At 72.8% G+C, this 21,184-nt stretch carries 21 protein-coding genes; 9 read left to right on the plus strand and 12 right to left on the minus strand.

The genetic code is table 11. From position 1 onward, the window contains the following. Positions 1–71: 71 nt before the first annotated feature. Positions 72–503, plus strand: a complete 432-nt coding sequence (locus tag AAFN69_RS13815) for a RidA family protein (RefSeq protein ID WP_347728742.1) — start codon at positions 72–74, stop codon at positions 501–503. 44 nt (positions 504–547) lie between these two features. On the opposite strand, the gene AAFN69_RS13820 is transcribed toward AAFN69_RS13815, so the two are convergent. From AAFN69_RS13820 to AAFN69_RS13840, 5 genes are all read right to left on the minus strand, one after another. Continuing rightward, positions 548–712 (minus strand): hypothetical protein, encoded by a 165-nt coding sequence (locus tag AAFN69_RS13820; protein ID WP_347728743.1) that lies wholly within the window; start codon positions 710–712, stop codon positions 548–550. 364 nt (positions 713–1,076) lie between these two features. Continuing rightward, on the minus strand, positions 1,077–2,846 hold the full coding sequence (locus tag AAFN69_RS13825) for a PQQ-binding-like beta-propeller repeat protein (protein WP_347728744.1): 1,770 nt from the start codon (positions 2,844–2,846) through the stop codon (positions 1,077–1,079). A 58-nt stretch (positions 2,847–2,904) separates the two neighbouring features. Next, positions 2,905–3,780 (minus strand): hypothetical protein, encoded by an 876-nt coding sequence (locus AAFN69_RS13830; RefSeq protein WP_347728745.1) that lies wholly within the window; start codon positions 3,778–3,780, stop codon positions 2,905–2,907. A gap of 274 nt (positions 3,781–4,054) precedes the next feature. Further along, complete coding sequence (locus AAFN69_RS13835; RefSeq protein ID WP_347728746.1) at positions 4,055–4,366, minus strand: hypothetical protein; 312 nt, start codon at positions 4,364–4,366, stop codon at positions 4,055–4,057. Positions 4,367–4,469: 103 nt separating this feature from the next. Then, positions 4,470–4,976, minus strand: a complete 507-nt coding sequence (locus tag AAFN69_RS13840) for a hypothetical protein (RefSeq protein ID WP_347728747.1) — start codon at positions 4,974–4,976, stop codon at positions 4,470–4,472. 94 nt (positions 4,977–5,070) lie between these two features. Between AAFN69_RS13840 and AAFN69_RS13845 the strand changes: the two genes are divergently transcribed. Then, positions 5,071–5,706: a hypothetical protein gene (locus AAFN69_RS13845; RefSeq protein ID WP_347728748.1), complete on the plus strand. Its 636-nt coding sequence runs from the start codon at positions 5,071–5,073 to the stop codon at positions 5,704–5,706. Positions 5,707–6,287: 581 nt separating this feature from the next. Here AAFN69_RS13845 and AAFN69_RS13850 read toward each other — a convergent pair. Further along, a complete protein-coding gene (locus AAFN69_RS13850; RefSeq protein ID WP_347728749.1) occupies positions 6,288–6,839 on the minus strand; it encodes a PH domain-containing protein in 552 nt (183 codons plus the stop codon). Between the two features lie 267 nt (positions 6,840–7,106). Here AAFN69_RS13850 and AAFN69_RS13855 point away from each other — a divergent pair, with 267 nt between their 5' ends. The 4 genes from AAFN69_RS13855 to AAFN69_RS13870 all read left to right on the plus strand — a co-directional run bounded on the left by AAFN69_RS13855 (position 7,107) and on the right by AAFN69_RS13870 (position 10,155). Then, complete coding sequence (locus tag AAFN69_RS13855; RefSeq protein ID WP_347728750.1) at positions 7,107–7,514, plus strand: YciI family protein; 408 nt, start codon at positions 7,107–7,109, stop codon at positions 7,512–7,514. An 8-nt stretch (positions 7,515–7,522) separates the two neighbouring features. Next, on the plus strand, positions 7,523–8,671 hold the full coding sequence (locus tag AAFN69_RS13860) for a DUF6596 domain-containing protein (RefSeq protein WP_347728919.1): 1,149 nt from the start codon (positions 7,523–7,525) through the stop codon (positions 8,669–8,671). 99 nt (positions 8,672–8,770) lie between these two features. Then, positions 8,771–9,439, plus strand: a complete 669-nt coding sequence (locus tag AAFN69_RS13865) for a class I SAM-dependent methyltransferase (protein ID WP_347728751.1) — start codon at positions 8,771–8,773, stop codon at positions 9,437–9,439. Between the two features lie 173 nt (positions 9,440–9,612). After that, positions 9,613–10,155: a hypothetical protein gene (locus AAFN69_RS13870; RefSeq protein WP_347728752.1), complete on the plus strand. Its 543-nt coding sequence runs from the start codon at positions 9,613–9,615 to the stop codon at positions 10,153–10,155. A gap of 219 nt (positions 10,156–10,374) precedes the next feature. Here the strand turns inward: AAFN69_RS13870 and AAFN69_RS13875 are convergent, their stop codons facing one another. From AAFN69_RS13875 to AAFN69_RS13900, 6 genes are all read right to left on the minus strand, one after another. After that, the gene (locus tag AAFN69_RS13875; protein WP_347728753.1) at positions 10,375–11,553 is read right to left on the minus strand and encodes a tryptophan 7-halogenase; all 1,179 of its coding nucleotides are present in this window, start codon (positions 11,551–11,553) and stop codon (positions 10,375–10,377) included. Then, on the minus strand, positions 11,550–14,666 hold the full coding sequence (locus AAFN69_RS13880) for a LodA/GoxA family CTQ-dependent oxidase (protein ID WP_347728754.1): 3,117 nt from the start codon (positions 14,664–14,666) through the stop codon (positions 11,550–11,552). The genes AAFN69_RS13875 and AAFN69_RS13880 overlap by 4 nt, the downstream gene beginning before the upstream one ends. Positions 14,667–14,853: 187 nt before the next feature. After that, positions 14,854–15,219 carry a hypothetical protein gene (locus tag AAFN69_RS13885; RefSeq protein ID WP_347728755.1) on the minus strand — a complete coding sequence of 122 codons (366 nt, stop codon included), beginning with the start codon at positions 15,217–15,219 and terminating at the stop codon, positions 14,854–14,856. Between the two features lie 405 nt (positions 15,220–15,624). Continuing rightward, entirely contained in the window at positions 15,625–16,158 is a 534-nt protein-coding gene (locus AAFN69_RS13890) for an EF-hand domain-containing protein (protein ID WP_347728920.1), read from the minus strand. Positions 16,159–16,750: 592 nt separating this feature from the next. Next, complete coding sequence (locus tag AAFN69_RS13895; RefSeq protein WP_347728756.1) at positions 16,751–17,080, minus strand: hypothetical protein; 330 nt, start codon at positions 17,078–17,080, stop codon at positions 16,751–16,753. Positions 17,081–17,528: 448 nt separating this feature from the next. Next, positions 17,529–18,017 (minus strand): hypothetical protein, encoded by a 489-nt coding sequence (locus tag AAFN69_RS13900; protein ID WP_347728757.1) that lies wholly within the window; start codon positions 18,015–18,017, stop codon positions 17,529–17,531. A gap of 381 nt (positions 18,018–18,398) precedes the next feature. Here AAFN69_RS13900 and AAFN69_RS13905 point away from each other — a divergent pair, with 381 nt between their 5' ends. The 3 genes from AAFN69_RS13905 (at position 18,399) to AAFN69_RS13915 (ending at position 21,130) form a co-directional block, all read left to right on the plus strand. Continuing rightward, positions 18,399–18,938 carry a hypothetical protein gene (locus AAFN69_RS13905; protein ID WP_347728758.1) on the plus strand — a complete coding sequence of 180 codons (540 nt, stop codon included), beginning with the start codon at positions 18,399–18,401 and terminating at the stop codon, positions 18,936–18,938. A gap of 939 nt (positions 18,939–19,877) precedes the next feature. After that, positions 19,878–20,441: a YcxB family protein gene (locus tag AAFN69_RS13910; protein WP_347728759.1), complete on the plus strand. Its 564-nt coding sequence runs from the start codon at positions 19,878–19,880 to the stop codon at positions 20,439–20,441. 434 nt (positions 20,442–20,875) lie between these two features. Then, entirely contained in the window at positions 20,876–21,130 is a 255-nt protein-coding gene (locus AAFN69_RS13915; protein ID WP_347728760.1) for a hypothetical protein, read from the plus strand. Positions 21,131–21,184: the final 54 nt, after the last annotated feature.

Raw genomic sequence — 21,184 nt, forward strand, 5'->3', positions numbered from 1 at the left:
CGCCGAACCCCGGCCTCCGCGTCCCCTTGGCGGCGACGGGGTGCCCGGCGGTGAAATGCGAGGATGCCGTCATGAGTACGAATCATCTGACGCACATTCCCCGGCCCGGCGGGATGCCCGCCGGCGGGGGATACACCCATGTGGTCACCGGGACCGGCCGGTGGGTCGCCGTCTCGGGCCAGCTCGCGCTGGACCTGGAGGGCCGGCTCGTGGGACCGGACGATCCGCTGGCGCAGGCCCGGCAGGTCTTCGCGAACCTGGGCCGCTGCCTGGAGGCGGCGGGTGCGACCTTCGACGACGTGATCAGACTGACCTACTACATGGCCGATGTCTCCCATCTCCAGCAGGTGGCCGTGGCCCGCAACGAGGTCATGGACCCGGCCAGGCCCCCGGCGTCGTCCGCCTTCCAGGTCGTCTCGCTGGTCTCGCCGGAGTTCCTCATGGAGATCGAGGCGGACGCGATCGTCCCGGCCGGCCGGGACATCCCGGACCCCGTGAGCTGACCCGCCGGCTCCGGTCGCGGCGGGCCCCGCGCGTACGGCCCGTGTCAGCGGCTGTGCACGGCCCACATGAGGAATCCGGAGCCGATCGCGGTGGTGACCGCCGTCGCCGGCCGGGTGGGGAAGCGGTCGGCGGTCACCCGGAAGCCGCCGGCACGCAGCTCGAAGCGGGGGCGGGCGGAATCGGGCATGAAGGTACTCGTCCGTCTCATCCGCGGAAGCGAGGGGGAGGGTGCCCGGATTCCGTCCCCCCGGTCACCGGCCCCCGCGACATGGCGGAAGCGGGGCGAGTCGGTGAGGGGCGAACGGCTCGTCCTCGCCTTCCGATCCGGCCGGCCGCACGGAACCGGAGGAACCTCGCCCACCACCGTGCCCTTGACCGGATGACCTCCCGGCGTCCCGGGCCGTCTCGCACGGATCTCGCCGGCCTCGCGTGCCTCCGCCGGGGGTACCCCGGGCCCGGCGGCCCGGGTGGTGCCCCCACACCGAGTGGACTCCGTCCTCCGCCTCGCGACCGCTCGCACCGGACCCTCCCCCCGCGCCCGAAGGGCGTGGGAGGTGCCCCCACTCACTGATTCAGCCCGATCCGTGGGAGACGACCCGGCCGGCCCGCCGGGAGAGATGCAGGGCAACCCGCTCCACCAGCCGCCTGGTCCGCGCCTTGTCGCTCCCCGCGCTGACCCCGAGGACATGGCGGCCGGACACCACCGTCGCGTGTGCGACGGGGATTTGTTCCAGGCCGGTCCGGTAGGTGTACAGATGGACACCGCGCCCCGGCTCGGTCAACTCGGCCGTCACGCACGCGCCCAGCCAGGGATTGCAGCCCCAGGGAAGAACACTCGCCGCGTAGGTCCGGGCCGCTTCCGGATCGGGTGCCACCCATCGCACGGTGACGGAGAAGACGTCGTCGTCGGAGCCGGATTCCGCGGCGAAGCGGCATACGCTCGGCCGGGGCAGTTCGGTGCCCAGCACCTTGCGGCTCGCCGCCACCGGCAGCTCGACATGGTCCCGCCCGAGCTGCGCGAGAAAACCGGCACCGACCAGCGCACAGGCGTCGGGCCAATCCGTCCGCGGGACTCCGCCCAGCGCGGCGGGCCGCTCCGCGCTCACGGCGCGCTGGACGGGCCGCAGGGCGGTGTAGCGGGTGCCGTCCCGCTCCTCACTGCGGACGATCAGCAGTTCTCCGCTCACTCCGGCGAGTGTTCCGGCCACCGGCCAGGGCACGCGGGGGGTGCGCCTGCCCGCGAGGTCCGTCAGGCTGCTCGCCCCGGGACCCTGAAGCCGCGCGTCCCCCACCGACCAGCGGAGGTCTCCGGAGTAGGCGCCCGCGGCGTCCGCCGTGCCGGCGAAGGCTTCACCGGCCGGGTACTGACTGCTGTCCAGACGGCCCCGAGTACGTGTCCACAGGGTCTTCCCGGTGTCCGCCCGTACGGCGTGCAGGCTGTGCGACCGGAGCGATCCCGGGTCCGACTCCGTGCCGTAGTGGGCCGCCGAGAGATACACCACCCCGCCGGCCTCCTCCGCGAGCCACTGTGCGGACTTCCGGGCCGCCTTCCGCCGCAGGATCTCCTCGCCCGAATCCGTCAGGACCCGGAGTTCTCCGTCGAGACTCACACCGATCGCGTGGCGGACCGTGCCGAGGGCGGCCGATTCGCGCCACCGACCCAGCTTCTTCCTCCGGATGACGGTGCCGTCCCTCGCGTCCACGATCTCCAGCACCGCGCTCCGGCCCGGACAGCTCTTCAGCAGGACGATACGACCGGCCGTCGTGCCCATGCTGTACGGGGAGGAGGACGAGCCCGCATCGCCGGAGCCGAGCGGCTCGCACGGTGCGAGGCCGGCCACCCGCTCGCTCCAGCGGACCGCGCCGGTCCGCGGCGCGAGGCCCGAGAGCCGGCCGTCGGTGGCCACGATGACAGGTCCCGGATTCGGCAGGAGCGGCCTGTCGATCAGCCACTCGCCGTACCTTCCCTGCTCCGCGAGCGGGCTCTCGGCCCTGTCCCACAGCTCTCGGCCGGTCGCGGGATCGTACGCGTTCAGGGAGCGTCCGCCGTCGGATCCCCGCTCCAGGGCGAACATCGCGCCACCCGAGAAACCGATGGGCGCGAACTCCTCGGCGGGGCTGTCCGGTGTGGAGAGGAGGCGGCCGTCGCGTGTGTCCACGACGCTCACCGTGCCGTCCTGCGGAATCGCCAGCAGTCGGTCACCCACCGCCGCGGGCAGATCCGAAACGTCCAGTGCCCTTCCCTGAGTCCGGAAGGTCCACACCGCCTCCAGCGCGTTGGCGCGCCGGAGCCGCTCTCCCGGCGTGCCGCCGTCACCGGCCGTCAGCACCAGGAGACTCATCACGAGCAGGACCGCCGGCCCGGTCCTCCGGATGCCGTGAGCGCGCCGTGAAACCATGTCACCTCCCGTTCCTCGCGTGCGGTCGGCAACCCGCTGCCGAGGGCAGCCAGGGGCAGGGCCGCGGATCCTCGGCCAGGCGGTACACACCGCCGGGAGACCCCGCGTAAACAGCCCCGTACCGCGCGGCGTATCCGGTGACCGCGTAGCGTCCCGCGCGCGGAGCGGGGACCGGGACGGTGCCTTCCTTTCCGCTCCGTACATAGCGGATGGAGAGCCCGAACGCGCGGGAGCCCTTCGCGGCCAGGAATGTGGCCGAGAGATTCACCTGCTCTCCCGGCTCGAGCGTGATGACCTTCTCCCTGAAGTATTTTTGGGCGGAGCTCTTCCCCGTGAGGAAGACGGGGACGGCGCTGTCCATGTCCGCGAACAACTGGATCTTCGGCTCTCCGCCGGCGCTCGGTTCACACAACAGCGTGCCGGCGAGCGGCGGGGCCGGCCGGGGCGACGCCGGGTGGATGTCGACCGAGGTGATGGTCAGCGGAGTCGGACCCCCCTCAAGAGTGAGACCGACGATCAGCTCGCCCACCCGGGCACCGTCGTTGCGCCGGATGACGGCGTCCACATCGCCCCCGGCCACGAGCTCCGCACGGTCCCGGGGCGCGGACACCCGAAGTGGCAGGGCCGTGCAGCCCGCTTCGTTCTCCTGCCGGGCGGTGACCGCGAACGGCGCCGCCGGAACCGCCGGGCCACCCGCCCCGCCGGCTCCGGGACCCGGCTCCGGCTCACCGCTCAGGCTGAGCAATTCGAGGGCGATGGCCGCCAGCACCGCACCGATCAGAGGGATGCCCGCGCCGAGCCAGAGCAGTCGGCCGTGCCTCTTCCACCATGGTTCCGCGGTGTCCCGCGCCGGCTGCCGGCGCGTCCTGCCGCGCACGCGCAGCGTGGTCCGATTCCTCAACTCTCCCCCAAGAGTGATGAGTCCGTATCGGTTGTCGTGAGTCAACAGGGGACGGGAGGAGAATGACAGGGGCGGACGGTGCGGAAATCGCGCGGCATCTCGGTCCTCCGTGATCGGGCCCCAACCGTCCCACCCACATGGATCGCCGGGCCCTGCTTCCCGGCACGGTCACCACGAACGGGTGAACGCGATCGGCACCTCCGTCACTTCGCCCTCAGGGGCAACGGCGGGCCCGCTGCGGCCCGCCGGCTCACCCGCCTGAGCGGTCCTCCAGGGACCATCGGACCGGCAGCCGCCAGACCGCCTCGCCGGGCGCGGTGGAGACCAGCCCGGCATCGGCCCGGCCGCCGAACAGCGCGGCCCGTCCGTCCGGGGCGCGGAAGGCGCCGCGGCGGCCGTTCCCGCGATCGTCCCGCCGGCCCTCGCGCGGAACGATCGGAAGGAGTACCGGACTTGCTCGGCCGTGGCTCCGGGCATTCGCCGGTCCCTCGCGAATGACCGGGTACGCCTCGCGCGAGACCGGCCCGGGGACGCCGCGGGAATCGTCCTCCCCCTCACTCACCCACCACCTCAACCCCGCACGCTGACCGGATCCGCCGGCCGTCACCTGCCCGCGTCCGCGATGACGGGCCGGTGCCGTGGAGTGTCCGAGGCGTTTGGTTCGGTCACGGCAGCTCTCGCCGGTGGACCGCCGTCCCCGACGCCAGGTACCGGCCCGCGGCCTCCACGAAGTCGTCGTCGGCGACCACCGCGGCGGCGCGGGCGGCGTCCGCCGCCTCCACCGTCCATTCCGTTTCCCGGATCGCGAAGGTCACTTCCACCATCCGGTCCACCGCCGCCCGCACATCGGCGTCGACCACCAGGACCCGGAGCACGGTGAGCGGGCGGGTGACCGCGGCCCGGGTGATGAAACACTCCGCCCCCAGCTCCGCCAGCCGTTCCGCCGACACGCCCTCCGCACGCGCCCGCTGGCGGATCCACAAGGTCCGCCGATGGTCCGAGACCGCGGCGGCCAGATCGGCGATGGCCGCCAACTGGTCCCGGCGCACATCCTGGGCGGTCGCCGCGACGGCCGCCGCGGCGGCGGCGCGCTGCTGTGCGCGGCCCGCGACGATCGCGCCGAGGAGAGTGCCCGCGACGGCGATGACAGCGGTGGCTATGGCGATGTCCATGAACACATTCTCCCGGGACGGTCAGTGGCCGGGAGGGCGGTCCGGCGCCGGAGGCCGGCCCTCGATGTCAGACCCCGATGCCAGACTTCAGCCCATGGATACCGCAGAGCCGTTCGCGTTGGCCGCCGACGACCCCGCCGAGATCGCGTTCCGGCGCGGATGCGGGATTCTGACCCCGATGGAGGCCGAACGCGCCCGCGGCCTGTTCGAGGAGGCGGTTCGCGGTGCGGGCCCTCGGATGCTGTGGCGCGTGGCCGAGGTCTGCCTGGAGACCAATGAGAGCGCCTACTGGATGCGGCGGGCCGTGGTCTCGGAGAGCGAGCCGGGCGGCATCACGGTGGATCCGGGTGTGCTGCCCATCCTGGGGAGCCTTGAGGACCGTCTCGTTCAGGACTGGGAGATCGCGGTGCGGTCGGACGACCGCGCCCGTGCGGTCGCGGCACTCGGCGCCGCGGAACACCGCGTGACACTCGTGCTGGAGGACGGCCGCGAACTCCTGCGGGAGGAGGCCGAGGACGTCCTCTGCGAAACCGAGCTCTACAACCCCAACTATGTCGCTGTCAGGGAAGACGTCCCCTGTCTGGTGATGGACTGCAAGGGCGGGATGTATCCGTATCTGGCACGCACCGCACTGCGCATCGTCGCGGACGAACTGCGCGGAGCGGGGGTACGGAGAGCACACCTGTACACCCGTTCCACCTTCACCTCCGCCGACGGGGCGGCCCCCTGATCATGTGTCACCGCGGACACGGAGCCACGGGGTACGGCCGGAACCACCGAGCCCCCCCCCGGACAACCGCGGGGACCAGGAGCGCCATCGCCCGCGACGGGCCGGAACCCGGGGACCCGGCACGGTCCCGCCCCGGCGCGGAGCCGCTGCTCGCCGCGCGGACCGTCCTCGACAGCTGCCGGGGCCTGCCCGCACTGGTCGCCCCCGGCCATCGCCCCTTCCCGGAGGCCATGATCTCGGTGCAGGAACCGCGGCTCGCCGCCGTGCGCCGCGCGGGTACCGCCGTACTCGACCGCGAGCCGAAACCCGCCGCTCCGGCACTCCTGAGGCCGCTCCACCACCAGTACCGACGGGCCGCCGGACTACGCCGGCGGGACCGCGGGCGCACCGCCCTTTCCCCACGCGCCCGACCCGGCCCGGCGCGGCCCCGCGAGTGGCACACGTCCCCGGCCGGTCCCGCCTCGTTCACACGGCGGTCGCCCCCGCGCACGGAGGGAGCGGCCCGACCACATCGGGGAAGAGCGCCGGCCGGCTCACAACCCCCTCGCTTCCGCCCGCAGCACGGCGTCCGGGCCGGGATGTCAGGGAGAGCCCGCCCCGGGGTCACGGTCGGCGCCGGGCGGGGCCGGGCTGTCCGCGCGCGCCACGGCGGCCCGGATCTCGGCGGAGAGCCGGGGCGCGTCCTCGGTGTAGCCGGTCAGCAGCAGCCGTCCGCCGTCCCGGAGCCGTATGACCAGATGGACGTCCCAGCCCATCAGCCGGCTCAGGCCGTGGCCCTGCCCCCGCTCGGTCACACCGCGGATCGCGGTCCAGGGCACCACCCGGGTCTCCCCGAGCCGCCGGTGGACCAGCCCTCCCTCGCGCAGTACGAAAGCCTCGCCGTGCTGCCTCAGGGTCCGCACGATGCCGGTGCCGCCGCCGTAGAGCCCGACCAGCGCACCGCCCCAGAGGAGTCCGGCGATGTGCCCGCCGGTGCCGCCCCCGGAGAACACGTTCACGGTCACCGGGACGGCGATACCCGCGAGGACCATCCCGGCCAGCAGCGAGCCGATCGCGACGCGCCAGCGGCGGTCGTTGTCCGTCGGATGATTGCGGATGAAACCGCCCAGCGCGCGCTCGGATTCCGTGGCCATGGATCCCTCCACCGGGGTCTCTTCCGCAGTACCGCAAGTCTCCGGGAGGGCCGGGCGGGGGACAAGGGGGCCGGCCGGGCGGACTCCGGCGCCCCGGTCCGGGAAGCGCGGGCGCCGCGGGCGCATGGCGGGCCGGCCGGGCCGCGTCCCGCGAATGTCCCGCGAATGCCCGAAAAAATCCGGCGCCGATGTCGAGAACCCGCGTCCTGCTCCGTCCCCGGGGTGAGCGCGGCCACAATGGGCCGCACGAGCACGAGGAGAGACACCATGGCCAAGTACCTGCTGCTGAAGCACTACCGCGGCGCTCCGGCCGCGGTCAACGACGTACCGATGGACCAGTGGAGCCCGGAGGAGATCTCGGCCCATGTGCAGTATATGAACGACTTCGCGGCCCGGCTGGAGAAGACGGGTGAGTTCGTCGACGGCCAGGCGCTCGCACCCGAGGGCGCGTGGGTCCGCTACGGCGGTGAAGGGCGCCCGCCGGTCACCGACGGCCCGTTCGCCGAGACCAAGGACCTCATCGCCGGATGGATGGTGATCGACGTCGACCGTTACGAGCGCGCGGTCGAACTGGCGGGCGAGCTGTCCGCCGCCCCCGGGGCGGGCGGGAGGCCGATCCACGAGTGGCTGGAGGTGCGCCCGTTCCTGGGCGCGCATCCCACCGCCACGGAGTGACGTCACCCATGGACGAGGCGCTGCTCAGGAGCCTCACGCCCGGCGTGATCGGGATTCTCGTCCGCCGCGGAGCCGACTTCGCGGCGGCCGAGGACGCCGTCCAGGACGCGCTGGTCGAGGCGGTCCGGGTCTGGCCCTCCGACCCGCCCCGGGACGCCAAGGGCTGGCTGGTCACCACCGCCTGGCGCAAATTCCTGGACGCGACGCGCGCCGACGCCGCCCGCCGCCGGCGCGAGGACCGCGCCGGGGAGGAGCCGCGGGCGCCGGCGCCCGCGCCCGCGGTGGACGACACACTTCAGCTCTACTTCCTCTGCGCCCACCCGTCGCTGACCCCGGCGTCGGCGGTCGCGCTCACCCTGCGCGCCGTCGGCGGGCTGACCACCCGCCAGATCGCCCGGGCCCATCTGGTGCCCGAGGCGACCATGGCGCAGCGCATCAGCCGGGCCAAGCGCACCGTCTCCGGTGTGCGCCTCGACCGGCCCGGCGATGTCGGCACCGTGCTGCGCGTTCTCTATCTCGTCTTCAACGAGGGCTACTCCGGTGATGTCGATCTCGCCGCTGAGGCCATCCGGCTCACCCGCCGGCTCAGCGCCGCCGTCGACCACCCCGAGGCGTCCGGGCTGCTCGCGCTCATACTGCTCCACCACGCCCGGCGGGCCGCCCGGACGGCGTCCGACGGCAGCCTCGTCCCACTCGCCGAGCAGGACCGCGGCCGGTGGGACACCGCGCTGATCGCCGAGGGTGTCGGGATCCTCCAGGCGGCCCTGGCCCGCGACCGGCTGGGCGAGTTCCAGGCCCAGGCCGCCATCGCGGCACTCCACGCCGACGCGCCCACCGCCGAGGAGACCGACTGGCCGCAGATCGTCGAGTGGTACGACGAGCTCGCACGGCTGACCGACAGCCCGGTCGTCCGGCTCAACCGCGCGGTCGCCGTGGGAGAGGCCGACGGACCGCGCGCCGGCCTCGCGGCCCTCGCCGAGCTGGACGGCTCACTGCCCCGTCACACTGCGGTGGAGGCGTACCTCCATGAGCGCGACGGTGACCCGGAGACGGCGGCCCGGCTCTACGCGGAGGCGGCCCACAAGGCCCCCAACCTCGCCGAACGCGACCATCTGACGCGCCGGGCCGCCCGCCTCAACAGCCGCCGCCCGCGCTGACCGGTCACGCACGGACACTCCCGATTCTCCACCCGCCGCCGAAGGCGACCGGGCGCCGCGAGTCGAACGCGGCGACCCTCGCTGTCCTACTGTTGGCCGATGCGAGCACCCCGAATCCACCGCCCGGCCGACCTCGATGCGGTCCGCCACTCCTACGACCAAGTGGCAGACAACTACGCCCATATGGTGGCCACCACGGGAATCGGCGACATCCGCCGCCACCCGTGGCTCAAGGCGTCCATCGACGCCTTCGCCGACACGGTGAGCGGGCTCGGGCCGGTCCTCGACGTCGGCTGCGGACCCGGAACGGTCACCGCCTACCTCGCCGAACGCGGACTCGACGTCTCCGGGGTCGATCTCTCCCCGCGCATGATCGAGAACGCCCGCCGGCTCCATCCGCAGTGCCGGTTCGGCGTCGCCTCCGCCACCGACCTCGATCTCGCGGAAGCCTCCCTGGGCGGCGTACTGGGATGGTGGTCGCTGTTCAACCTCCCCCGCGAGGTCCTTCCCGAGGTCCTCACCCTCTTCGCGCGCGCCCTGAAGCCCGGCGGACACCTCATCACCGCGACTCATGTGGGCGACGAGGACCTGCTGCGCACCGAGGCGTACGGGGGAGTGCCGGTCCGCTGGACAACCCACCAATGGCGGCCGGAACAGCTCGTGGACCTCATCGAGCGGGCCGGACTGCGCCCGGTCGCCGACCTCCGGCTCCCCGCGGACGAGCACACCGGGCCGGGGGTGGTCATCATGGCCGGGCGCCCCGCCTGACGGCCGCAGGGGCCCGCGCTTCGCGTCCGGTGACAGGGATCCGGTGCCGCCTCATCGCCGCTCAGTGAGTCCGAGCCGGCGGGCGATCCGCCAACTCCGCGCATGCGTAAGCCTGTTCGACCAGCTGATCGTCGCGGTGTATCTTCGACTCTTCGCGACGGGGGGAGCGGCACATGGCGATGCCGGGCGGTTGGGTACGGAAGCGGATCACGGTGGCGCTGCTCGCGCTGGCACTGCTGTTCGCCGCCGCGGTGGCGGTCAAGGGACGGATTCTGCAGTTCGTCGACGGAGCGTTCCTCAATGTCGTGGACGACTGCGCGGGGACCGGACCGCTGGAGCGGGAGATCGACGCCCTGCCCGTCTTCGGCATTCCTCCGGCCGGCACCGTGCCCGCGAAGGGCTCGGAGGCCCCCGGCGGCTCCGCGGGCTGTCTGGACGACAGCGGGGACGAACTGGTCGAGGCGTACCGGACCTTTCGGCTCACCGACGACAAGTGGTCCGTCGCCGACCGTATGCGGACCGCGGCCGAGCGGGACGGCTGGACTCTCGGTGCGGTCGAGAGCAGCGAGGAGGAGCCCGCCGACCCCGCCGACCTCTGTTTCGGGAAGCGGCTGAAGCACGGGCCGGTGGTGGTCCGGGTGTCCTTCCAGCCCGCGGAGAAGCAGGTCGAGGTGGACGCGCACTCCCTGCTCGACGGCACGGCGACGTCCTGCTGACACGACCGCGGCCACTCGGTGGAATCACCGGGCGGCCCGCGGCTGGGACGGACCGGGCGTCCCGGCTTCCCGCCCGAGGTCATCCGCGTGAGCTCGCGGGACGCGGCTCTTCGCGGGGGCCGGTGCGCACCCGTCCGCCGCTTCTCACGAGGACGGCGGGGCCGGCTCCCGGACCGGGCGGGCCGCACCCGGCGGGGCGGACATCTGGCGAACGGGCCGTCAGCCGTCCGGGACAGCGGGACCGGGCCCGGCCGTCCCGGACGGATCACCCGCCCGGCGCCGCCAGAAGGGATGGTCCGGCCAGCGGCACTCCTCCGCGTAGGCGCGGGCGTGATGGTGCCGGTAGGCGCGGCCGATTTTGTCCACGAACGCGGCGTACTCCTCAAGGGCGTCCAGATCACCGGAGAGTGCCCGCGCGACGGCCCGGCCGGCATGCGCACCGGTGTGCAGGGCCGTCAGGATGCCCTGCGAGGACAGCGGATCGAAGGAGAGCACCGCGTCCCCGGCGGCGATCCAGCCCCGGCCGGCGGGCGGGGACAGCCGCAGCCCGTGGGCGGCGGTCCAGCGGGGTGCGGGACAGCCGGCCGGTTCGTAGCCGCGCAGCCGGTCGCGGACGTGCCGGGTGTGTGCCGCCGCGTGCCGGAACCCGGCGGCGGTGCGCAGCCGGGCATCGGCGAGATCGGCGTCGGTGAGGTGGGCGACCACCCGCCCGGCGGGAACCCGGGCGGTGTACCACCAGCCCTCGGGCACCGCCTCGACCAGGGTGCGCAGCTCCTCGTCCCCGGGCCCGTCCCGCGCGCTGCGCCGCGTGAGCAGCGCGAAGGCCGCCACCAGCCGGTCCTGGCGGTGGCGCACGGCCCGGCGTCGGCCGATCAGGGCGCGCCGGCCGGTGGCGTCGACCACCCAGCGGCAGCGCAATTCCCGCACCCGGCCGTCCGGTTCCCTTACCGTCACCTGCTGTTCGGCACCGGCGCCGTGGTGGCCGAGGACGGTGGCACGCAGGAGTCGGGCGCCCGCGGCGGCAGCCGTCGCGCGCAGGAAGGCGTCGAACCGGCCCCGGTCCAGGTGCCAGCCGGGGCCGTTCGGGTCGTGCAGATGACCGCGTCCGTACAGCTCCGGCGAGCCCCAGGACGCGTAGGTGCCGGGGCAGCGCAGATGCCCGCCCGCGGTGAAGCCGGACCACAGGCCCAGGTCGTGCAGGAGGGGCCGGGCGGCGGGCGGCAGGGTTTCCCCCACGGTGAAGGCGCCGGCGGCGGGGGCGGGCGGGCCGGCGTCCACGAGCAGGACGCTGCGGCCGGCCCGCGCCAGTACCAGGGCGGCGGCCGACCCGGCCGGCCCGCCTCCGGCCACCACGGTCTCGAACCGCTCGGCGGGTGCCCCCTGCGCCCGTGGGCTCATCGGGTCTCCGGGAAGCGGGCGACCTTCTCGAAGTACCCCGCCAGCACCTCCTCGGCGGGCCGGCCGGCCTCGGCGAGCGCGGCGGCCACGATCTCCTGCCGCAGCGCGGGATCGGCCGCCTCGGGCACATGCAGGCACACCAGGTTCCGCAGCGCGGGCGGGGGCTGCTCGGAGTGGAAGCTCACCTCCGACTCCACCAGCATGGCCCCGGGCAGATCGGGCCCGGGCAGGTTGGCCCCGGATCCCGGCTCGGCTCCGGATCCCGGCTCGGTCCCGGTGCCGGTCCCGGCCGCGGTGCCGGTCCCGGCCGCGGATCCGGCGGTCGCATCCGGGCCGTCGCGACGCTCGATGAGGCCGAGCTTGCCGAAGTCCTTGACCATGGCATTCATCTGGGCGATGCGGTCGGACGGCAGCCATCTGTCCCACACGGCCCGCCGTTCGAAGGCGGCCAGGCGCTCCTCCGCGCCGGCGGAGGGGTTGACGGCGATGCGGTAGTCCTCGTCCGTCAGTACGTGATTGGGCACCCGCGCCGGCCAGAACGTCGGCAGATACGGGTCGTAGCGCGGCCCGAAACCGAGGTAGTAGCCGGAGCGGCAGCGGGCGGTGTCGGTCTGCCAGGGCACCGCCATCCAGCGGGTGAGCCCGCCCGGCCCCTGGGCGTACAGCGGTCCGTCGACGGCCGACGCGGTCCGCGGGGTGAGTGTGGAACCGTACGCGGGCTCCGGTCCGGCGGGGTCGCGGTGCCGCACCCGGAAGGGCGCGGAGTACAAGGTGGCATGGCGCATCGGCCAGGACAGCTCGCAGCCCGGATGGAAGGCGTCGGCCACACAGTGCGACAGGGCGGCCCGGTCGAGGGCCGCCGGGCGCCGGGCGAGCGGCAGTTCGTCGAGCGCGGCGGGCGGCTCGGCCCGCGGGTCGTGGTCGGCGTCGAAGTCCCCGGCGGCCCAGCGGGCGAGCAGGCCGTACTGGAGAGGGGACAGGGACAGATGCTGGCGTACGGACACCGGCCGCACACTCATGGCGTCCCCGTAGACCGGCGGCCAGGGCACGGGGGAGAGCCCGTCGCGGTCGGGGTCGCGCATCATGGCCCAGATCTGCTGCCGCAGTTCGGCGTGGCGGGGGCCGGGGTCGGACAGTGCCGCCAGCCGCTCGGGTGTCAGGAAATGCTCACGGCCGCCGTGCCCGAACAGCGCCGCGATACCCCGGTTGACCCATTGCAGATCGCACAGGCGCCGCAGCAGGGGCAGCACATCGCGCGTCCAGGAGACCCGGGCCGGGGGCTCCAGCATGCCCGCGGCCACGAAGGTGTCGCACATCAGGTCGTACATGGTGCGCACCGACTTCAGCTCCGGCGCGTAATTCGGCGGGGCCACCACCACCCAGCCCGGGTCGACCGGAATGCTCCGGCCGTCGACGCGGACTTGGGCGGTGACCGGCCCGTCGGAGGTGTCGTCGTGCCAGCCGTCATTGTTGGCGAAGTGTCCGGCCTGGCTGTTGTCGTGCGAGGCGGACACCCCGCGCCCGCCGAGGAAGACCAGCCGGCCCAGGGCATCGGTGCGCAGCTCGCCCAGGTGGACGGGGCGCCCCAGGAACGTCCCGGTGTCGCATGCGTACTCCGGGCCGCCCGACCGGTCGCGTCCGCGCACGGACCGGGGGCCGGGGTCGATGATCAGGCGGTCGCGCTCCCCGGCGGGCACGGTGGTGGCGTTGCGCAGGGTGCTCGCGGGCGCGTCGGCCGCCTCGGGGATGTCCAGCGCGAGCTGGAACTGGTACCAGGCGGCCTTCTTGTTGGCCACGTGCACGGTCCAGCGCAGATCGGCGTTGTCGGCCGTGAGCTCGGCCACCGCCTCGCCGGCGGCGTTGTAGCCGTAGACCCGGAACCGGACTGCCTGCCGCTTGAGCGCGCCCGTCGCGTCCTTGTAGGTGCCGGTGGGCCGGGGCGGGGCGTCCTCCAGCTCGGGTGCGAGGAAGAACTCCCCGGCGCTGTCCCCGACCCGGGCCACGCCGATCGCCGGGTGCACCGCGGCCCGTACGATCCGGGTGTCCCGCGCGGGCGCCTCGGCGACCGCCGGGCGGGCCGGCCCCGGCTCCGCGGCCGGGATCCCGTTGGCGTCGCGCCGCCGGGCCGCCGACGCCCGGTAGACGACCCTGCGGGCCTCGGCGACACTGCCGGCGGGTGTGTGTTCGGCGAGACAGTGCCAGGGGTTGAAGGCGAGGCTGTCGCCGTACTCCTCCTGCCCCCGGGCGGTGATGTCCTGCTGGTCCAGTGTCAGCCGTGCCACCTTGACGGGCGCGCTCTCGGACTCCTCCCAGCGCACGGTGGCCCGGTCCAGCGGCATGCGGTCCCCGTCCGTGCGGAACTGCACCAGCAGATCGAAGGCGGCCGGGCCGGCGGCCAGGCGGTGGCGCAGGTCTCCGCGGAGGAAGGAGGGATCCTCGTCCTGCGGCGTGGCCCGAGGGTCACCGGAGGCGCAGCCGGCGGGGACGAGCTTGTACTTCACGTACCTGTCCGGCCCGAAGGAGTACGGCAGCACACCCCAGTAGGAGGACGTGAGCGCGCTCGCCACGGGCTTGCGCATGTCCGCGAGGATCTGCCGGGTGAGCGGATGGCCCGCCTGATACGCCACCGGGTCCAGCTGGAACTCGCACATGTCCCGGGCCGTGTCGACGAAGAAGACATCGTGATTCTGGAGTACGAGATCGTGGGTGTCGGCGCGGGTGTCGTCCGCAGCCGCCTTCGGCCCCGGCACCCCGAACAGCTTGATCCCCATGCCGGCGGTCCGGCGCAGATCCGGCCGCTCCGGCAGGGTGTCGCTGGAGAACCGCACCCAGGCGGTCAGGCCGCCCGCCCGGCCGGCCGCCGCCTTCAGAAAGCCGATGCGCAGCTCGGGTGCCAGCTCGGGATCGACGGTGAGCGCGCCTCGGGCCGCTCCGTGGAACTTCACGAAGACCGGCCGCAGAACCGGGGCCTGCCCCTGGCCGATCCGGTCCCCCATCCGCTCGCCCACGAACTCGGCCAGGATTCCGCCGATCGGGTCGTTCACACAGTCGCGCTCGGGCGGCGGCGAGGGATCCTGCGGGGACACGGGGTCCGGCGCCGGGTTCTCCACCATGACTCTGCTCCTGCTGCCGGTCGGATACCGGGCTCCAGAATGCCCTATGAAATACCTCATATGTAATAATCCGGGCATTTGTCTGGCGTGTCCGGCGGCCCGGGGATGCCGCCGGGTGTGTCGGGCAGGGAGGGAACCCGTTCGCCGGGCCCGTTGAACGGGGACGGATCCCCGGACCGCCGGTGAGCTACGCGATCGGGCCGGCGCCGCGCATCCCGGGCAGGGTGTACCCCTCGGCGTCGTTCCACGGCACGTCGAGATCGTCCATGTGCACGCGCCACTCGGCATCCGGTACGGCCCGCCGCAACTCCGACACGGAATCGAGCAGATGGGCGATCACCGGTATCACGCGCTCGGGATCGAACGGCATCTTGGTGGATCCGGCGATGACCTCCCGCGGCTCGTCACCGCGCTGCTCGTACACATACAGGCTTTCCTCGTCGTCGTACGGGAACGACGCCGTGCGCGCGGCGGCGATGCGCGTGACGGCGGCCGACTCCGCCTCGGTCAGAGGTGCCGTGCGGTGCGCGCTGTAATAGAGAGAGACGCTCATGTGAGGAAGCGTAGGACGAGGGTCTGACAATCCGGCGCCGGAGCCGGTCCGGGGACGTTCTCACGGCCGGCCCCGGAGCCGGTCCGGGCCTCCGGCGCACCCGGCAGCCGCTCCGCCGTGCCGCTGCCCGGCTCTCCCGGTGCACCGGCACTCCGGCGGTGGCGGTGGGCATGGCGGGCCGTTCCCACCGCGAAGGGGCCACGGGGCTCCGAACCCGGGCGCGGGCGGCCCGGACCCTACCGCCCCGGGACGGCCACCGGCCGGGGCGGCGGTGTCGCCCGATGCCGCCCCGGAGCCCGCGAAGAGGAAACATGACACCGGCAGCCGGGAGCACGGTCGGTGTGAGTCCGGAGCACCAGCCGCCGGCGGATCTCGACCGCGGACTCAACCCGGCCGCGGCGGAGATCAGGCGGCCGGGATGCTCACCAGAAGATCCCCGACGGTGCCGTCGGCGTCGGGACGGTAGTACTCGCGGATGGCCTCGTCCCAGGCACCGGAGGCGACACGGTCCTCCTCGTCGGGGCCGAGCGCGTCGAAGAGTGCCTGGATGTTGGGCGGGGCGAAGCCGATCGCGATCATCAGCGCGACGAACTCCGTACGCCCCACCCGCCCGTCTCCCCGCAGGTCGCCAACGGTGGACAGGGCGCTCGCGAACTCCGCGGCGGCCCCGTCGAACCGCTCGGGCGCCAGCACGCAGGCCGTGTACTCCTCGAAGTCGACTCTGCCGTCGTCGTCCGTGTCCAGCTCGCCGACGAGAGTGTCCCAGTACCGCCGGAACGCCGCTGTCATCGCCTCCCGCGCCGCCGGCTCCGCACCCGGGACCGCGTCCCTCACCCGGTCCGCCATCAGCTCGAAGTCATCCGCCTCCAGAACTCCGTTGTTGTTGGCGTCGAAGAGCGTGAAGACGAGCCTGACCCGGTTGAGCGCTTCCGTCTGCATCGAAGCTGCCGCCTTTCGTGAGGTCGACATGCCAGGTGATGGCATGTGCTGGAGCCGTGTGCCTCCACTGTGGTGGCGCGGCCCATACGTTCCCGCTGCCTTCTCGCCAATCCACCGGATCGGGTGAACACGCGGCACACGGCCACCGAATGGCGGTGGAGCGCGTTCATCACCTCGTGGGTCTCCGCCCGCGCGGCCCGGCCACGGGTACTGGCTCGGGGACCTGTGTCCACTTGCGGAAGGGACGGGCATGCCCCGGAACCGGGCGCGGGCGCCGCTCCACCGCGCAGGCCGACGGTCAGCCGGAGCGGGCCGGGAGCCGTCCCGGTCCGGACTTGAGCGTGGCGGCGGAGCCCCGGCGGCGGAACACCTCGTCCGCCCCGTACGTGTGACCAACCCGCCCAAGCCCCGTCGCACAAGCGCTGTGTGGCGGAGTACGCCGGACGGAGCCCGGCCCGGCAACGGTCCGGCGGCTGCGTGACTTTGCGCCTCGGCCACGCGGCGTCCTGTCGGGCGCCGGGGGGTGGCCAGGCACCTTCCGAACGGAGCAGCGCGGGATGCCCTCACGGCCAGGTGTGGTCTGCGCGCCGAGTCACACGAGAGGCCGGCGTTGGCCGGACTGGTGCGGCCCGCTCAAGGCCACATGATCATTGGACACCATGACCTGGGCCAGACGAGCCGCCGCGGTGACCACGGCAGGCCAAGCCGGTGAGTCCAGATAGACCTCGTCGCGGGCGTCCGCGCCCACTGAGTCCTGCACCACTCCGTAAGCGGCGCCAAGGCGGGCCATCAGCCCGACTTCTTCCTCGGTGCGGAGACAGCGGCCCAGCCAGGAGGACGGATTGTCCGCGTCGCAGAAATCGTCGAAGAGTACGTGCACGGTGTAGTCGAGATTCTCGAACTGCCCAGGATCCAGCCACACCTCGCGCTGTCATGTCGGGCTGGCCAGTGCCACGACGGCGGGAACAACATGGAGACGGTAGTAGGGCAGAGCAACACCATGATCAATCACGGTCCAACGGTACTCACTCCCTGACGGCCCCACAGCACGCAGCCGACCGCTGAGGCCGGGGTCTCCGCCGGATACCGCACCGGACCGTGCTCTCGGGGCGCTGTGCGGCAAACCGCGTCGAGCCGCGCCGCTCGCCGGCCTGGTGGGCGTACCTCGCGGACCGCGTCTCCTCGAAGGTGCCGGAGCCGCTGGAGGAGGAAGGCCGCGTAATCCTGCTCCTCGGCCTCCAGTCCGTCGAGAAGGCCCTGCCGTCAGCCGATGACGAGAGCGGTGCGATCCGCACCCGGTCCGGTCGTCTGCGGCCTCGCCGGCTGAGTGACGCACGGCCCCTCGCACACGGCCGTACTGCCGAGGCCGCCTACGAATCCGAGCGCAGGCCCAGGACACTGTGCTGCACCAGCCCAGCGGGAACCTCCGCACCCCCGGCCCGCCGGGTGAATTCCGCGAGCCGCGAGCGGAGCGCCCGCGCCGGCTCGCCGAGCACGATCGAGCTGATCACCAGCTCCAGCAGCAGACAGTCGTACTCGTCGTCTTCACTCCGGTAGCGTCCCTGGTCACGTTCAACCACCGCCTCGGTGATCTGCCGGCCGCCTTCGTCGCCGGCCGTGGTGAACGCGGCCTCGAAGATCCCGCGCCCCGTCCAGCTCCGGTGCAGGAAGACAACGGTCCCCTCGGCGAAGACATCCCACTTCTCGTCCATGTCCCCGGAGCCGTGACCGAGTTGGATGCGCTCCCATTCCTCCGCCGACCAGATTCGAGCCGGGAGGACGGAAAGCGGCCGCGGAAGGGAGATCCGCTGGAGGCGGTCGGCGAAGGAGTAACGAGTCACACGCTCGGCGGCAGACATACGGCGATCGTACGGTCGATCCGCGCGATGCCACAGCCCGCAGTACCCGCCGGGGGACAGGGAACGGGGCCGGGTCGGCGCCCACCTCGCCGTACACCGGGGTGGAAACCCGGTGACCTCGCGCCGGCTGCCGGTACCCGTCGAGATCCGTGTGGCATGTGGCGGCCGGATCACGATGGCCGGCCTCGGCGTGTTCCCGTCGCGGAGTGACACATCACGAGCCGGCCGGTTCCAGCGCCGACGGCCGGGCCGGCCGCGACGAGCCCTCCGACGTGACGCCGGTCCCGGGACGGTGTAAACCCGTGTGGGCCAGGGGATTTCATCCCGTACCCATGGCCTGGCACGGCTCCTCGTGTCAGGCCGGAGAAAACGGAGGTGTGGATGAGACGTGTGATGGGTGCCGTGTACGCGGTGTCGGCTCTTGGACTGCTGAGCGGATGCAGCCCGGCGAAACTGCCCCTGGCCGCTGTGTGGATGGGCGAGGACGGGAAGCCCGCCGGGGAGATCCGGCCGTGCGACGGCGACCGCGCCGCGCATGTGGCGTTGCGCGGTTGGGGGACGGACGAGAGCGCCGTTCATCCTTCCGCAAGAGGTGAATCCGATCCGGACTCCTCGACCACGCCGGCCGAAGGGGCCGAGGACAGCGGCTGGAAAACGAGCGGAGTCCACCGAGGCGCGTCGTTCGCGCTCTTCGCCCCACCGCCTTCCTGGCGCGTGGAGACAACAGGGGTGCAGGCGCCGGCCCCGGGACACACCTATGTCCTGGGGTTCAAAGGTCCGCATGACGGATGGAATCCGTACGACGGCGAAGTCCACTTCACCGCGGACGACCTCGCTTCTCTGGATCCCGGCCAGGTCTGGGCGGACGGCCGCGTGATGAGCCGGGACGCGTTCGCCGAGCTCGTCGATGAGAAGTGCTGACCATGCCGATCCGGGCCCCGGTCCGGGATGCCCGCGCCGCCCGCCGGACAGTGCGCCCGGTTCTCATCCGGCAAGGCCGGCTCAGGTGCGGTGGCGGGCACTCCAGCGCGCGTCGGGCCGAGGCGGTACACCTGCTGCGCCGGAGGCGCGGTACCGGTGGTCAGGCGAGGCGAGGCGGGCCAGGACGGCACGGCAGGTGTGCCACAACTCCTCGTCGTTGGCGACGCTGCCGATGCGCCCGCTGCGGCGGGGCAGCGCGGCCTCGGCCCGGATGCGGGGGAGGGCCGAGACCCCGGCCGGTGTGCTCGACGGTCTGGCAGTCGGGGTCCGACGCGGGCCGGAAGGACGGAAGGCCGGACGGGTCCTCCCCGAGGGGAGGTGATGGGAATGCCCTTGGGGCGCGCGCCGGGTACCTCACCCTCCCGGAACGGCAGGGTGCAGAGCTCGGCGGCGGAGAGTGCCTGCCGGGGCTTCACCGCTGTCGCCGAGGGGCCGGGGGCCTCGCGATTCGTGGCATCCGTGCCGTCCGCTGCTGTACACCCCCAGCCGCTGCGGCCGGAGCCCGTACGGCTCTGTGGACCGTGGGCGGCGCAACTGGCCGCCTCAGGAGCACCCGTTGAGGATCGTGTGGTTGAGGAGGTGAGCGCATGCGGGCCCGCCCCTGATCGCCACGGCCATCGCCGGCGACGAGTTGGAGTTCGGCGTTCCGCGCTGCTGTTGGTGTGGCAGGCATGAGACGTACGGACGCTTCAGTCCTCGCCCGGAGCGCGGGAGTTGCCATGCCGGCGCTGCTGACCTGCGGCTTCGATCGGGCGAATTGCACTGGTGGCCGTCGGCTTCGGCGCGGGCGGTCCCTTCCGGGTGAGTGATGGCCTCCGACCGGCGATGATGGCGAGCTGCGGTTCACCATCATCCGCATGTCTCGCACCGGGAGGAACCATGGCCGAGGGCCACAGTGACCAAGGCACCGACAGAGCGGCGGCCTCTGACGATGTCACGGAAGAGCGGGCCGTGGTCGAACTGGCGTACCGACCCCGTTCTCCGGACACCTTGGCCGGCCTGCGGGTCCGTGAGCGGGTCAAGTGGACCGGTCTGCTGCTGCGGAGTGGGTTCCTCCTGCTGTGGGTGGGGCAATGGCTGGTCCTCACCGTGGGCCGCGGTGCGATCGACCTCGTCTCGACGGTTCTGGTCGTCTTCGTCGTCCTGGTGGTGTGGGGGTACCCGCGTGCGCAGGCCGCCCATGTGCAGCGGCTCGTCGGATGGCAGGGCGAGTACCGCGTCACCGTGTCTCCCGACGGGGTCACATGCCGTACCGACCACAGCACCCTGATCCAGGAGTGGCCCGTCTTTCGGGGATACCGGGAAACGGCCGGTCACTTCGTTCTGCTCAGCCGTGATCCCGGCATCATGTACCTCAGCGTCCTGCCCAAACGGGGCGTACGTGAGACCGGGGATTCCGAGCGCCTGCGGGCGCTCCTGGACCTGCACATTCCTCGCGTGTGAATGGATGTCCACGGCGGTGGTGCGGATCGGGACGAGTCCGCCTTCCCGTGGGAGGCCTCTTCGAGGCGATGGAAGGGTCCGGTGCCACCGGGGCCTCACCGAGACATCGGCGGAACCGCCGGGCGGCCCCGGCCACGGGCTCCGGGTACCGCTGATATCGGAGTGCGCCCGGGTCGGGGAGAGTGTCACAGTCGCTGTCGTGACCTTGATGAACGTGCTCGTCGACTTCGGCAGAACCGGCCGGGTCGGTCCGCTTCACTGCGGAATGTCCCTGGCCGGTGCTGAGGACCTCATCGGCCCTGGGCGGCCGCACCCCGCCATCCTCATGAAGGGGCCCGACACCGACGGCTACCCGTACATGGGGCGGACTCGAGCTGGACGTCACCCAGCGGTCGGTGAGCGGCATCCGGATCCGCCTCTGGCCCGGTTCGGCAGTGAGGCTTCCCGCTCTCGTCCTGCCCGGATCGGAGTCGTTCGAGGCCACCGTGGTGCGCGAGGAGCTGGTCACCGCCCTGGACGCCGCGGCCTGTGAGCATCACGTCAACGACACCCTCACCTTCGGCCGGCAGTCCGGCATTCTCACCTCGCCGGCCGATGTCCACGCGGTCTTCAGCCTCCCGGGCCCGGACAACTCCGTGCCTCACCGGGATCGACACCATCTCGACGTGATGTACAAGCGCGCGCCCTGACAACGACGGTTTCGCGGAAAGGCACCCGGCGGCCTCCCTCCTCGCGGATACCGT

This window comes from Streptomyces sp. CAU 1734, assembly GCF_039888735.1.
Lineage (GTDB): Bacteria > Actinomycetota > Actinomycetes > Streptomycetales > Streptomycetaceae > Streptomyces.